The sequence below is a fragment of the Staphylococcus kloosii genome (assembly GCF_003019255.1).
Taxonomy (GTDB): Bacteria; Bacillota; Bacilli; order Staphylococcales; family Staphylococcaceae; genus Staphylococcus; species Staphylococcus kloosii.
In genome coordinates this window covers 2512722-2526665 of record NZ_CP027846.1, presented here as the reverse complement: position 1 = coordinate 2526665, position 13944 = coordinate 2512722, and the positions used below count along the sequence as shown (strand labels likewise).

14 protein-coding genes and 1 pseudogene are annotated in these 13944 nt (G+C 32.7%); 12 read left to right on the top strand and 3 right to left on the bottom strand.

The annotated features are described in order from the left end of the window. Positions 1-399 precede the first annotated feature (399 nt). From C7J89_RS12600 to C7J89_RS12575, 6 genes are all read left to right on the top strand, one after another. Positions 400-1761: an AMP-binding protein gene (locus C7J89_RS12600; RefSeq protein WP_103295074.1), complete on the top strand. Its 1362-nt coding sequence runs from the start codon at positions 400-402 to the stop codon at positions 1759-1761. Beyond that, complete coding sequence (locus C7J89_RS12595) at positions 1758-2906, top strand: thiolase family protein (RefSeq protein WP_103295073.1); 1149 nt, start codon at positions 1758-1760, stop codon at positions 2904-2906. Before C7J89_RS12600 ends, C7J89_RS12595 begins: the two co-directional genes overlap by 4 nt. Next, a complete protein-coding gene (locus C7J89_RS12590; protein WP_061855398.1) occupies positions 2872-3258 on the top strand; it encodes a hypothetical protein in 387 nt (128 codons plus the stop codon). Before C7J89_RS12595 ends, C7J89_RS12590 begins: the two co-directional genes overlap by 35 nt. Further along, positions 3242-3520, top strand: a complete 279-nt coding sequence (locus tag C7J89_RS12585; protein ID WP_061855397.1) for a hypothetical protein — start codon at positions 3242-3244, stop codon at positions 3518-3520. The genes C7J89_RS12590 and C7J89_RS12585 overlap by 17 nt, the downstream gene beginning before the upstream one ends. A 175-nt stretch (positions 3521-3695) precedes the next feature. Further along, complete coding sequence (locus C7J89_RS12580) at positions 3696-5096, top strand: MFS transporter (protein ID WP_103295072.1); 1401 nt, start codon at positions 3696-3698, stop codon at positions 5094-5096. 125 nt (positions 5097-5221) lie between these two features. Then, on the top strand, positions 5222-6409 hold the full coding sequence (locus C7J89_RS12575; protein ID WP_103295071.1) for an MFS transporter: 1188 nt from the start codon (positions 5222-5224) through the stop codon (positions 6407-6409). Positions 6410-6665: 256 nt separating this feature from the next. Here the strand turns inward: C7J89_RS12575 and vraX are convergent, their stop codons facing one another. Continuing rightward, positions 6666-6836: a C1q-binding complement inhibitor VraX gene (vraX, locus tag C7J89_RS13260; protein WP_048792425.1), complete on the bottom strand. Its 171-nt coding sequence runs from the start codon at positions 6834-6836 to the stop codon at positions 6666-6668. A 414-nt stretch (positions 6837-7250) separates the two neighbouring features. Between vraX and C7J89_RS12570 the strand changes: the two genes are divergently transcribed. After that, positions 7251-8186: a lactate/malate family dehydrogenase gene (locus C7J89_RS12570; RefSeq protein ID WP_103295070.1), complete on the top strand. Its 936-nt coding sequence runs from the start codon at positions 7251-7253 to the stop codon at positions 8184-8186. 253 nt (positions 8187-8439) lie between these two features. Beyond that, a pseudogene (locus tag C7J89_RS13455) lies at positions 8440-8756 on the top strand (transposase); the annotation flags it as partial. A gap of 36 nt (positions 8757-8792) precedes the next feature. Here C7J89_RS13455 and thiD read toward each other — a convergent pair. Then, positions 8793-9623 (bottom strand): bifunctional hydroxymethylpyrimidine kinase/phosphomethylpyrimidine kinase, encoded by an 831-nt coding sequence (thiD, locus tag C7J89_RS12565; protein WP_061855393.1) that lies wholly within the window; start codon positions 9621-9623, stop codon positions 8793-8795. A 93-nt stretch (positions 9624-9716) separates the two neighbouring features. After that, on the bottom strand, positions 9717-10700 hold the full coding sequence (locus C7J89_RS12560) for a choloylglycine hydrolase family protein (RefSeq protein WP_103295069.1): 984 nt from the start codon (positions 10698-10700) through the stop codon (positions 9717-9719). A gap of 237 nt (positions 10701-10937) precedes the next feature. On the opposite strand from C7J89_RS12560, the gene C7J89_RS12555 reads away from it, so the two are divergent. The 4 genes from C7J89_RS12555 to C7J89_RS12540 all read left to right on the top strand — a co-directional run bounded on the left by C7J89_RS12555 (position 10938) and on the right by C7J89_RS12540 (position 13902). Next, on the top strand, positions 10938-11606 hold the full coding sequence (locus C7J89_RS12555) for a uracil-DNA glycosylase (RefSeq protein ID WP_061855391.1): 669 nt from the start codon (positions 10938-10940) through the stop codon (positions 11604-11606). Then, positions 11599-11976 (top strand): DUF5327 family protein, encoded by a 378-nt coding sequence (locus C7J89_RS12550; protein ID WP_103295078.1) that lies wholly within the window; start codon positions 11599-11601, stop codon positions 11974-11976. Before C7J89_RS12555 ends, C7J89_RS12550 begins: the two co-directional genes overlap by 8 nt. A 24-nt stretch (positions 11977-12000) precedes the next feature. Continuing rightward, a complete protein-coding gene (locus C7J89_RS12545; protein ID WP_103295068.1) occupies positions 12001-12363 on the top strand; it encodes a DUF423 domain-containing protein in 363 nt (120 codons plus the stop codon). Between the two features lie 63 nt (positions 12364-12426). Continuing rightward, entirely contained in the window at positions 12427-13902 is a 1476-nt protein-coding gene (locus C7J89_RS12540) for an APC family permease (protein WP_103295067.1), read from the top strand. Positions 13903-13944: the final 42 nt, after the last annotated feature.

Genomic DNA, 13944 nt, shown 5'->3' with positions numbered 1-13944 from the left:
ATCGATTCTAATGAAATAGGCATAATTAAGTTTAAAAGCAATTTCTATTGAATAAAAATAGAAATTGCTTTTTTTAATACAATTATATATGAATTACTTTAATTCATTAATGTAGGTCATGATTTTAAGATTAAACTTAATTATGAATAAGAAATGGGATTAGCCACCAAATAGTGTTAATTTATAATTCAAATTAGGAAGAAAACGATAAAATGAGGTGAAAAAAATTAATGAATTTGGGTTTTGTATGTCATTATGTACCACATCGTTTTGATAGAGCGGTGTCGAAAAGTAAATTGCTTAATTAACTGATTACATATGTGAATTGTGTCTTTAATCGCTAACTTACTAGCACTATATTATAATTAAAACTAACAAATAACTTTGTAGGTGTAATTTATGACATTATTAACTAATATTGAAAACCATGCACACAAAAATGCTGACCGAATAGCGATTAAAATTGATAAACAACAAATAACATATAAAGCGTTAAAAGATGAAATAGCAACAAAGCATTACAAATTGCAACAGATTGAACAACAAGCCACTGTGGCATTAAATATTCAAAACCCGTTAACGCTAATTATTTACTATTTGGCAGTTTTACAATCTAATGCAATACCATGTGTGATTGATTATCGCTGGCCACAGGAGACTAAAAATAAAATATATAAACAGTATGGTATTAATTATGAAATTAACAACGCTGAAACAATAACACAGTTACATCATCATATTATGGACCAAAATTTAGAAGATATTTTACATATTGGTTTTACATCAGGGACCACTGGTTTGCCTAAAGCGTACTTTCGGAATGAGCAATCGTGGTTAGAGTCTTATGACCAACATGATTTAATGATGAAAGAAGTACCACCTTTTATCATTTCGCCAGGGCCCATAGCACATTCGTTGGCATTATTCACGTGTATTTATGCTTTATACATAGGCAATACATTTGTTGGCCAACAACAATTTGATGCAACAACATTATTAAAAGATATGTGTGTAATGAAAAATGATATTGCATTTTTTGGCGTCCCAACAATGATTCAACAATTGGCACTTCAAAACATTAAAGTACCGCAACTAAGTCATTTGTTTAGCACGGGAGATAAATTTGACCATAATTTACGTGCAAGGATTGCACAACAATTTGAAAATGCCATTATTATAGAATTTTTTGGGTCTTCTGAAGCCAGCTATATTAGCTACAATTATAATAATGAAGCGCCTAATCATTCGGTAGGTAAACTGTTTCCTAATGTAGCAACAGCAATAACAAATAAAGATGAGCGAGGAATAGGTTTATTATCGATAAAAAGTAATATGACATTTAGTGGTTATGTACCACAAAAAATTAATAGCAATGAATGGATAGCTATTGGAGATTACGCTTCTATCGATAAAGATAATTATCTATACCTTCATGGAAGAGAACATGATCGCCTAATCATTGGTGGTGAAAATGTTTATCCTATAGAAATAGAGCGAGCGATGGCATTAAATGAAGCAGTAGATGAAGTGTTAGTGATTGGTCAAAAACACCATAAATTTGGCGAACTAGCTATTTTATTATATACGGGTGACAGACAAATAGATTATAAAGAGATGCGTGCATTTTTAGCGACAAAACTCTATCGATATCAAATTCCATCCAAAATAGTAAAGGTACCTAAAATGGTTTATACAAGTAGTGGTAAGATTGCTAGAAAAGAAATGCAAAGACAGTATGAGGAAGGGACATTTAATATATGAAACAACCAATTATAGTAGCAGCTAAACGGACTGCTTTTGGTAAATATGGTGGAACGTTAAAACATCTTGAACCTGAGCAATTGTTATTACCTTTATTTGAACATTTTAAAGCACAATATCCGGATATTATGACGCAAATTGATGATGTTATATTAGGGAATATCGTTGGTAATGGAGGAAATATTGCACGTAAATCATTATTAGAAGCTGGTTTGGATAATCGTATTCCTGGTATCACAATAGATCGACAATGTGGTTCAGGTCTAGAGGCTGTTATTCAAGCTTGTCGTATGATTCAGGCAGAAGCGGGGCAAGTGTTCATTGCTGGTGGTGTCGAAAGTTCAAGCAGAGCGCCATGGAAAATTAAACGGCCTCAATCAGTATATGATAATGAATTGCCTATGTTTTATGAACGTGCTTCATTTGCTCCTGAAAATCAAGATCCTTCAATGATTGAAGCGGCAGAAAATGTAGCACAGCAATTTAATATTACAAAAGAAGAAGAAGATAAATTTGCCTATGAAAGCCATCAAAAAACTATAAAAGCTTATGATAATCAACAAATTACCCAGGAAATATTACCAATAACAGTAAAAGGTGACGCTTTTGCTATAGATGAAAGTGTTAAACCAAGATTATCATATGAAAGAATAAGTCGTTTTAAACCATTGTTAGCTAATGGTAGTGTTAGTGCTGCCAATTGTTGTATGAAGAATGATGGTGCAGTGTTATTACTCGTTATGGAAGCACAATTAGCACAATCATTAGGTTTTGAAGAAGGTTTGCAATTTATAGATAGTGCTACAAAGGGAGTAGATCCTAAATTATTAGGCATTGGTCCGGTTCCTACTGTGACGCAATTATTACACAAACATAAAATGACTATGCAAGATATTGATGCCGTAGAATTAAATGAAGCATTTGCTTCTCAAGTTTTAGCATGTAAACAACAATTAGATATTACAGCGCAACAACTTAATCAATGGGGAGGATCAATTGCTTCTGGCCACCCATATGGTGCGAGTGGTGCAGCATTAGTTACACGATTGTTTTATATGAAAGATATAATTAAAAGCATTGCCACAATGGGTATAGGAGGTGGCATAGGGAATGCAATACTCTTCCACAGGTGGAACCGAAAGTAAAATAGTTCAGTTTCGAAGTTCGAGCGTCGCGAGCTATAAACAATTATTTAATAGCAATCAATATGATGAGGACGAAGTGCCACCACTATATTGCGCAAAGTTATGGGGGCAATTTAAATTATTCCAGCAATTTCGACACAGTGCTATTAAGCTTATTAAGACAAACATTGAACAAATGACACAGTTGAAAACCGATGAAGATTATGTTGCACAAATGACAATTAAAAATTGTAAAAATATCAAACAATTTAAACGATACGAATTTTTACTAGAAATTTATAAAAATAACCTTAAATGCATTTCTATTAATCAAACGTTTGTTAAGAAGGTGGAAAATGATACACATAACTAAACAATTTGTAGATGATTATTTATCACTTATCGATGATCAAAATCCAATTCATGATCAAATCGTTCCAGGACAATTAGTAGTAGAAATTATCTTATCGCAACTGAATTTAAACTGGAAATATTATGAAGTGAAATATGTGAACCCTATTAGTATTAACGAGGAAATAACTTTCGAAAACTGTTATGACGGTAAAATAAATGTTTTAAATGCAGACAGGGTGGTAAAGTTAATTGTTCTTAATAAGAACAATGAAGCATGTTAGTTGTGTACGGTTGTTTTTCGAAAATTAATTAGTTTCAAAATTATTTTAAAAAATAAATTCAATTTTTAATAATGTATGAAAATAGATTTTCGAAAAATAATAAGTTGATTAGCTGTTTGACAAAATGAATTAATTACGTATAATACTATAACATGCTAAGGGAGTGACATGTTCAATGGATTTTGATAAAAGCAATATAAACATGGTTGAAACAAAAAAAGCGAAAAAAACAGTATTCGCGACAGGAATTGGTAATGCCATGGAATGGTTTGACTTTGGTCTTTATTCTTATTTGGCAGTCATCATAAGCCAAAACTTTTTCAGTTCAGTTCAAAATGATCAATTGAAACTGATATTTACTTTTGCTACATTCGCAATTGCGTTCCTACTTAGACCAGTAGGTGGTATTATCTTCGGTATAATTGGAGATAAATACGGTAGAAAAGTAGTACTAACAACGACGATTATAATGATGGCATTTTCTACATTATTAATCGGACTGTTACCTACATACGATCAAATTGGTGTATGGGCGCCTATATTATTATTATTAGGACGTGTTTTACAAGGATTCTCAACAGGTGGGGAATATGCTGGTGCAATGGTTTACGTTGCCGAGTCTTCACCGGATAAAAAACGTAATTCATTAGGTTGTGGACTTGAAATAGGAACATTATCTGGTTATATCGCAGCTTCAGTACTAAGCGGTGTATTATTCTTCGCTTTAAGTTCTGAGCAAATGGCTAGTTGGGGATGGAGAATTCCATTCATTCTAGGATTATTTTTAGGTATCTTTGGTTTCTATTTACGTAGAAAATTAGAAGAATCTCCAGTATATGAGAATGATATCGAATCTACACCTAAACGTGATAATGTACATTTCTTCACGATTATTAGATATTATTATAAAGATATTATTGTTTGTTTCGTAGCAGTTGCATTCTTTAACTGTACAAACTATATGGTAACTTCATATTTACCTTCATATTTACAAGGTGTAGTGAAGTTAGATGATACTTTAGTATCAGTATTAATTACTATTGTAATGGCTATTATGATACCGTTAGCGCTTATGTTTGGTAGAGTGGCTGACAAAATCGGTGAGAAAAAAGTATTCTTAATTGGTTTAATTGGTACAGCTGTTTTAAGTACTGTAGCGTTCTCATTATTCCAAACTAAGTCTCTAGTATTTATCATTATTGGTATTTTCATTTTAGGTTTCTTCTTATCAACATATGAAGCGACAATGCCAGGTTCTTTACCAACAATGTTCTATACACATATTCGTTACAGAACATTAGCTGTAACATTTAACGTATCAGTATCATTATTTGGTGGTACAACACCATTAATTGCTTCTAGTTTAGTAGCTAAAACAGGTGATCCTTTATCTCCTGCTTATTACTTAACGGCGGTAAGTATTGTAGGTATTATTGTTGTAGGCTTACTACATGTGAGTACTGCAGGTAAATCTTTAAAAGGGTCTTATCCTAACGTATCTAGTCAAAAAGAATTTGATTATTATGCGGAAAATCCTAAAAAAGCATTATGGTGGATTAAAGATAAACATGTATAATTTAATACATTTATTAACACTTAGTAACGGTTATCGTTACTGAGTGTTTTTTTGTGTTAGTGTCAGCAAATAATAAATATGATATGATGGCAATTATATAAAAATAGAATAGTTGGGGGAATTACATGCTCAATTTATCGCCATCTATATATGCTTTACTTATCGCTACTTTTTTGCAAAAATTTACAGAATTTTTAGTCATTCCATTTTTGTCTATCTATTTAGTATCGCAATATCATTATAGTGGTTTTACGGTAGGAACTATATTGGCAGTTGTTGCCATCACCAAAATGGTTATGAGTTTTATTGCAGCACCATTTTTAGACCAATATGATAAAAAAGTAATTATCTACATAGGTTTATCAATTTGTGTAATTAGCTTTGCTAGCTTTCCTTTTATACATAATTATATTGGTTTTATTGCATTCTCCATTTTTTCTAGTGTTGGGACGTCATTAGCAGTACCGTTGTACAAAGCTTTAATCTCTATCCTATCTCCAGAAGATAAGAAGAAATTAGTCTTCAATGTGCGCTATTACTTAATTAATTTAGCTGCTGCTTTTGCACCTTTATTATCTACGCAATGGCGAGCGATTGGTTATGCAAATTTATTCTACGCTGTAGCTTTAGCTTATAGCATTAATATTTTAGTGTTTGTGTACACTTTTACTAAATTTAATATCGATTTATCACATTTTAAGCAAGCAACATCATTATCATTTAAGCGGTCCATTAATATCTTTAAAAATAATATAAGTTTTGTATATCTGATTGCAGGCGCTATATTTTTCACTTTTGGCTACAATCAAATGACCGTCTTGTTACCTCAATTTTTCACGCATGAACATGGTGCACATACTGCTTCAAGTCTTTATGCACAGTTAGTTTTAGTAAACGGTATTACAGTATTAACTTGTCAGTATTTTATTTATAAAATTGGCAATAAGGTACCTACAAAAAACGCAGTTATGATAGGTGGAACATTACTACCTATTGGACTATTGCTACTAGGTACGATGACACATATTGTGATGCTCATAGTGGCAATGTTTATATTTACAATTGGAGAAATGTTTGTTTTTACAATGCTTGATATACGAATTGATGAGATCTCACAAGAAGGTTTAAAAGGTTCTTATTATTCTTTAGCAGGCTTACAAAACTTTGGTGGATTGTTAGCACCATTGTTAGGTGGTTACTTGCTTGACGTGACGCAACATGGTTTTATTCTTTTCGGAATTTTAGCGCTTATTACATTTATTAGTGTATGGATGTTTAGCTTAAGTAAGAAAAAAGAAATATATACAGCATAAAAAAAGAGCGACGTTGTAGTTAGTAAACTTCGAGGGGTCTCTCCAAGTAATCAAAGGGGACAATCTTTGACTAACATAACGTCGCTCTATAGGTGAGTTAATTAGGGTTTTTGTAACGAAAAGTATCATTTGTAAGGGGACAACTTATAAATATACTTTAATACAAATCATTCTTAGGGGGAGTTAATTTCATGTTCAAATGTTAAGGTTGTACTTATGCGTATAACTTATGTGTGCTCTATAGGTGCTACTTCGGTTAATAACTTAGATTCATGTTATCAACGTCGCTTTCAAGTAGAGAGAGTAACCTATATAGTTCTGAATTACTAAAATTTTCATCAAACTTCACAGTTATTGTTTTAAATGTTTTAGTAATTATCTCACAAATAGGATTACCATTTTCAAAAGCTTGTTTGTAGATTATCATGCTGCGTTCCTCCTTTGCTCTCTACATGTATTATAATAACTTAATTACTTTATAAATACATGAGTCTGGGGTATCAAATTGATATCAGACTTTCGACCGGTTTTTTTATCTCTTCTTTATAGAGCTATTTTGTAACAAGTGTTAAATGGTTTAAACAATAGGATATTGAGATAAATAACTACTATTGAAACATTCCCTCCTTTGTTGCTCTATGTTTAATATAATAAAGCATGTGTAATGAAAATACATGAGTCTAGGGTATCAACTTTTATTCGGTCTAAGGATATATAATTTCTATATCGCAAGACCTATAAAGTGAAAGAAAAGCGATGCGATTCAATTTTTTGAGTGTAGTACAATGATTAATGTAAGGTGAATATATAATATGAAAATGGTAAAACAAGGGGCGATAATATGAAATTAGGAATCATTGGTATTGGCAAGGTAGGAAGCCAATTTTTGACAGATATTCAATATATGAATCAATTTTCTGAAATAACGGTTATTGATAGTAACGAAAAGTTACTTAAAGGCGAAGTACTAGATCATCAACATATGCAAGGTTTAGCTTCAACAAATAGTATTGATGTACATGTTGGAGATTATAAAGATTTGGCAGATGCGAATCTTATCGTTATAACGGCAAGTACGCCAATGGACGCATCAATTGTAGATCGTACTAGCTTGGCACGAAATAATAAAACGATTGTGAAAGATATTATGTCACGTATTGAACAAGTTACACATGATGCAATTATTATTTTTATTACTAATCCTGTAGATGCAATGACATATATTGCTACTACAGCTTCAAATTATCCTAAGCATAAAATCTTAGGTACGGGTACATTGTTAGAAAGTGCTCGCTTTAGAAAATTAATTGCTAACCATTATAATATTGACCCTAAAAGCGTTGAGGCTTTCGTAATGGGTGAACATGGTAAACACGCTGTACCTATATGGAGTCGTGTACGTATTGCTGGTATGACTATCGAAGAGTTTGAAGAACTTTATGATTGTGAACCAATAGATAAAGAAGCGATAAGTAGTATTATCGATAAAGTAGCTTTTGATGTTTTACATAATAAAGGGTGGACGAATACTGCTATTTCACGTGCTACGGTCGAATTAGTTAATACTATTGTGTTAAATCAACGTGCAATTTTACCTGTGACTTCAATGTTAGAAGGTGAATATAATAAGTATAATGTAGGATTAGGTATGCCTACGTTAATAAGTAACCGAGGTGTTGAAAAACGTTTTGCTCTGAAGTTAGACGAGATAGAACTTCAACGTTTAGCAGATGCGGAAGCTTATATTAAAGAAGCAATTGCAGTAGAAGAAGCATAATAAAAACGAGTTGGGACTTAATTCCTAACTCAAATTAAATAACACCTCATTCTATTGATTCATTCAGTAAAATGAGGTGCTATTTTTATAATCTACGATTTTGTTCGTGCATGCTTGCCTTGATCAAGAATAATATGGCTCGAGCCTGTAGTCTCTCACTCATACGATTCCCTCAGGCGTCAGCACTTTACAAAATCGTTACTAATTTCCAATTTTATACAAGTAGAAAAAAGTCATATCAAACTACAAATTAAAAATTATGAAAAATAGTGTGTGGAAATACTTCAAATATATGACACAAAACTTGCTTTCAAATCCTGAAACTGAAAAAATCTACAACCAAAGAAAGATAGATGTAGAACCAATTTTTTAATATTTGAAGGCTATTTTGGGTTTTACTCGTATGTCATTACGGGGCAATCCGATGTAAAACGCGAACTTGGAATTACCTTAATGGCGACAAATATAAGAAAAATGGCAGCTCTAAGAGCTACCAAAAAGACTTTAAAAATGAAATACAGTGGAAATTCAATTTTACTAATGAATTTCCACTGTATTTTTACTTTCTAGAATATTTCTGTCCTAGGATCGTTTTTATTAAATAATTTAAACTTCTGTTACTGCTACGTCTATTTGTTCTACGCGATTATATGCGCCATGATCAACTGGTCCAACAAAGTCATTCATTTTCCAGCCATTCTTAATAGCTGAAGCAACGAATGCTTTGGCAGCAATAACTGCTTCTTTAGGTGATTTACCATTGGCTAAATAAGCAGTAGTAGCCGCTGCGAAAGTACAGCCTGCTCCATGGTTATAACTTTGTTGGAACATGTCTGTAGTTAATTGATAGTAATTTTGACCATCGAAATATAAATCGTATGATTTTTCTTGATCTAACGCTTTACCGCCTTTAATAATTACATGACTTGCACCTTGTTCATGAATGATTTTAGCAGCTTTTTTCATATCATCAATCGTAGTTAATTTACCTAAATTAGATAATTGACCCGCTTCAAATAAATTTGGTGTTACAACAGTTGCTTTTGGTAATAGATATTTAATCATTGCATCAGTATTACCTGGGTTTAAGACTTCATCTTCACCTTTACAAACCATAACAGGGTCTACGACAAAGTAATCAGCGCCTGATTCTTCAAATGCTTCTCCAGCACGTTTGATAACTTCTTCAGTACCTAGCATACCTGTTTTGACTGCATCAGGTCCGATAGAAATTGCTGTTTCTAATTGCTTTTCAAAAACGTCAAATGGAATTGGTGTTACATCGTGTGACCATGTTTCTTTATCCATCGTTACAATTGAAGTTAAAGCTACAATGCCATATGTTTGTAACTCTTGAAAAGTTTTTAAGTCAGCTTGCATTCCAGCGCCAGCACTAGTGTCAGAACCGGCAATTGTTAATGTTTTTTTTAATGCCATAAATTAATTCACTCCCACAAAATTCTTTTAAATATATCATATCACTTTTGTTGGATATGCAAAGTATAATGCGTTAAATAGACCTTGAGATAGTTAAGAATTTAATTGTACAGTCGAAAAGGTATTGTTTAATGAATAGTACGTTAAATCATCCGCATTTAAGATGTCATTATTTAAAGTGACTTGAAATACATCACTACTATAATAAGGTTTAATATAGTAAGATTGTGTCTTGCTTTCCATAATGAGTTGATATTGCGTGTAATGTGTTTCCCCAGCATCCAATACTGCACCTCTAGGTATACTCACAGCATCTAGAATTTTAAAACAATTTGTTAGATTTAATATTTCATCGTTAGCATCAATCATATGGTTACGTAAATATGCAGCACGTACGAATCTTTCAGGTGATGTATAACCTCCAGGTAATCCTTTAGTGCCTGCTTCAACTCCTAATGGTCGTATTAGTACTTTACCCATTATTTTTTGAGTATTTTTTTCAGGCGTTAGAAAAGCATAATTACGTAAATTTTCAATTTGCCATTCTAAGTTAGGCATGTTCGTTAACACATTAACATGATTGTCTTTGACGACAAGTAGACCATCGTGCGGTTCGATAGTTACAGTATTGCCATGCGCATCTGTTATAAGGAAATGTAATGGAGGGACAACATTTAATGTCGGATTTTTAATGTTAACGATATTGAGTCGTTTAACTTTATATTTTAAATCAGCAATATCTTTGACGTAAGCTAACACCCATACGATAAATTCTTCGGGAGCTAAATTAAAATAACCGTCTTTTTTGTCAGCTGAATAAGTAGCTTCTCCGGTAAAATAATGATTGGACACGGCAAGCCCATGTTCGTTAATGCCATCACCGAAACGGTAACGCCCAACTTTTACACCGGTACCTAAAAATCCGTAACTTAACTTTGAAGCAGGTTCCAAGTCAAATTGATAATTATAGTTTCGTGGTACGCCAATAGGTATGCCGTTAAATTCAAATGCAAAATCCATCGTGCGTGCTAAGTAATGGTGGCCATTTTTTGTGAAAAATGAAAATCCTGTACACATGTTGTATCACTCCAAATTCGTCGTAAAATCTTAATATAAGCATAAATCAAATAGCTGATGTATTGCAATTATATTGTTAACTTAAATAATTTTTATGTTTACATTATACAGTTGGTTAAGTTTTTTACCTTAATTCTTTCTATTATAATAGATGCAATAAAATCGTCATATTTATAAAGAATATTCTTGGTAACTTTGAGGTAGTGATATGTTATGATATTCGGTGAGGTGAAGTCTATGGAATGGTCAGAAGTGTTCCACGATATAACTAATCGTCATGATTTCAAAGAAATGCACGACTTTTTAGAACATGAATATTCAACTAAAATAGTGTATCCAGATAAAGAAAATATTTATCAAGCTTTCGATTTAACGCCTTTTGATAATGTTAAGGTAGTAATATTAGGCCAGGATCCATACCATGGTCCAAATCAAGCGCACGGGCTGGCGTTTTCTGTACAACCTAATGCAAAGTTTCCACCTTCTTTAAGAAATATGTATAAAGAATTAGAAGATGATATTGGTTGCGTAAGAACTGCACCACATCTACAAGACTGGGCTCGAGAAGGTGTGCTGTTGTTAAATACAGTGCTTACGGTACGTCAAGGAGAAGCGCATTCTCATAAAGAGATAGGTTGGGAAACTTTTACTGATGAAGTGATACAAGCTGTATCTCAAAATTTATCTAATGTTGTGTTTATTTTATGGGGAAAACCTGCGCAACAAAAAATTAAATTAATAGATACTAGTAAACATTGCATCATTAAAGCACCTCATCCAAGTCCATTATCAGCTTATAGAGGCTTTTTTGGTTCGAAACCTTACTCGAAAGCTAATAACTATTTGGAATCAAAAGGAATTCAACCAATAAATTGGTGTGAAGGTGAGCGAAATGACAATGAATAAAGATAATATTATCGAATTAATCGAACATGAACTTGTACAAGCTGATGAAGCACAAAGTGATGCAGATTTTGAAAAGCATATGTATGCCATTCATACATTAACGTCACTTTACACTAATGATACAAGTAATAATAGAAAAACGAGAGACAATACATATAATGTAGCGTCTTCATTTAAGAATTCAGTTCATAATTCAAATCAAAGCAGCAGCAATAAATCAACGGATATTAGTGCAGAAGAGTTGCAAGCGATGGGGGCGAAAGTGCCTTCAACAATGCAACAACAATCGTCTGTTCAAAATTCAACGCAAGGATCTAAATTAACGACAGATGATAATATAGGTAATGGCGATTCAATTTTTGATTTTTAAAAATAGAAAAGGAGCTTAATAATAATGAAGCTATTTATAATTTTAGGTGCTTTAAATGCACTCATGTCAGTAGCAACTGGTGCTTTTGGCGCACACGGTTTAGAGGGCAAGTTATCAGATAAATATATGTCAGTTTGGGAAAAGGCAACAACTTACCAAATGTATCACGGTTTAGGACTTATTGCGCTAGGTATTATTAGCGGTACGACTTCAATGAACGTTAATTGGTCAGGATGGTTGCTTTTTGGCGGTATCATCTTCTTTAGTGGATCATTATATATTTTAGCGTTAACACAAATTAAAATATTAGGTGCAATCACGCCAATTGGTGGCTTGATGTTTTTAGCAGGATGGTTGTTGTTAGTCATTGCAACAATCAAATTGTAAAATTACCTATGTTACAAAAGCTTATCTTATGGGTATAATACACTCCATGAGGTGAGTTTTTTTATGAGTAATAAAAATGTAAATGTGGATAGGGGAGATTTGAAGCAAAATCTCTCTGAAAAATTTGTATGGGCCATTGCATATGGTTCATGTATTGGTTGGGGTGCGTTTATTTTACCTGGTGATTGGATAGGTCAATCAGGCCCAATTGCAGCTGCGATTGGTATTACAATAGGCGCATTATTAATGATTTTAATTGCAGTGAGTTATGGTGCTTTAGTAGAACGTTTCCCAGTATCTGGCGGTGCATTCGCCTTTAGTTTCTTGGGATTCGGTAGATACGTAAGCTTTTTCTCATCATGGTTTTTAACATTTGGTTATATTTGTGTAGTAGCTTTGAATGCTACCGCATTTAGTTTGTTAATAAAGTTTTTAATGCCTAATATTTTAGAAACAGGCAAGTTATATACGATAGCAGGTTGGGATGTTTATATTACAGAAATTATTATTGCGTCAGTATTACTCTTAGTGTTTATGTTTATAGCAATTAAGGGTGCTAGCGTCTCTGGCTCATTACAATATTATTTCTGTGTAGCAATGGTTATTACGATTTTATTATTATTCTTTGGATCATTTTTTGGTCATAACTTTGCCCTTGATAATCTTCAACCATTAGCAAGTAAATCTAAAGGATGGTTTACTTCTATTATAATGATTGTTGCAGTTGCACCGTGGGCATATGTCGGTTTCGATAATATTCCACAAACGGCAGAAGAATTTGATTTTTCACCTAACAAAACATTTAAACTTATTGTGTATAGTTTATTAGCGTCTGCACTCACATATGTTGTAATGCTATTATTTACAGGTTGGTTAAGCACAAGTTCTAAAAGTTTAAATGGTAATCTGTGGTTAACTGGTGCTGAAACGCAAGAAGCTTTTGGCTATATAGGTTTAGCCGTGCTAGCTATTGCAATAATGATGGGTATATTTACCGGTTTAAATGGCTTCTTAATGAGTTCAAGCAGATTGCTATTCTCAATGGGTCGTTCTGGTATTATGCCTTCAGTATTTAGTAAATTGCATAAGAAATATAAGACGCCCTATATCGCAATTATATTCTTAGTAGCAATAACTTTAATAGCACCATGGTTAGGTCGTACGGCATTAACTTGGATTGTTGATATGTCTTCAACAGGCGTATCGATAGCATATTTAATTACATGTCTGTCGGCTGTTAAATTGTTTAGTTACAATAAAAACAGCAATACTTATGGCCCGATATACAAAACATTTGCGATTTTAGGTTCAATCGTAGCATTTATATTTTTACTATTATTATTGATACCAGGATCACCGGCTGCATTATCAATGCCTTCGTACATCGCATTAGGCGGTTGGACGATACTTGGATTAATCTTCTTTATTGTGCGTTATCCTAAATTGAAACGTATGAATAATGATTATTTAAGTCAGATGATCTTAAATAGAACAGATGCTGAAGTTGAAGATATTTTACATGAAGAAGAAAAAAAATAACTAGAATAGACTGTTGGTAATTATATTACCAACAGTTTTTTT

Excerpts from the sequence above, each read along its gene's own strand:
- C7J89_RS12600 (WP_103295074.1), top strand. The coding sequence starts at position 400 with ATGACATTATTAACTAATATTGAAAACCATGCACACAAAAATGCTGAC.
- C7J89_RS12595 (WP_103295073.1), top strand. The coding sequence starts at position 1,758 with ATGAAACAACCAATTATAGTAGCAGCTAAACGGACTGCTTTTGGTAAA.
- C7J89_RS12590 (WP_061855398.1), top strand. The coding sequence starts at position 2,872 with ATGCAATACTCTTCCACAGGTGGAACCGAAAGTAAAATAGTTCAGTTT.
- C7J89_RS12585 (WP_061855397.1), top strand. The coding sequence starts at position 3,242 with ATGATACACATAACTAAACAATTTGTAGATGATTATTTATCACTTATC.
- C7J89_RS12580 (WP_103295072.1), top strand. The coding sequence starts at position 3,696 with ATGGATTTTGATAAAAGCAATATAAACATGGTTGAAACAAAAAAAGCG.
- C7J89_RS12575 (WP_103295071.1), top strand. The coding sequence starts at position 5,222 with ATGCTCAATTTATCGCCATCTATATATGCTTTACTTATCGCTACTTTT.
- vraX (WP_048792425.1), bottom strand. The coding sequence starts at position 6,836 with ATGATAATCTACAAACAAGCTTTTGAAAATGGTAATCCTATTTGTGAG.
- C7J89_RS12570 (WP_103295070.1), top strand. The coding sequence starts at position 7,251 with ATGAAATTAGGAATCATTGGTATTGGCAAGGTAGGAAGCCAATTTTTG.
- thiD (WP_061855393.1), bottom strand. The coding sequence starts at position 9,623 with ATGGCATTAAAAAAAACATTAACAATTGCCGGTTCTGACACTAGTGCT.
- C7J89_RS12560 (WP_103295069.1), bottom strand. The coding sequence starts at position 10,700 with ATGTGTACAGGATTTTCATTTTTCACAAAAAATGGCCACCATTACTTA.
- C7J89_RS12555 (WP_061855391.1), top strand. The coding sequence starts at position 10,938 with ATGGAATGGTCAGAAGTGTTCCACGATATAACTAATCGTCATGATTTC.
- C7J89_RS12550 (WP_103295078.1), top strand. The coding sequence starts at position 11,599 with ATGAATAAAGATAATATTATCGAATTAATCGAACATGAACTTGTACAA.
- C7J89_RS12545 (WP_103295068.1), top strand. The coding sequence starts at position 12,001 with ATGAAGCTATTTATAATTTTAGGTGCTTTAAATGCACTCATGTCAGTA.
- C7J89_RS12540 (WP_103295067.1), top strand. The coding sequence starts at position 12,427 with ATGAGTAATAAAAATGTAAATGTGGATAGGGGAGATTTGAAGCAAAAT.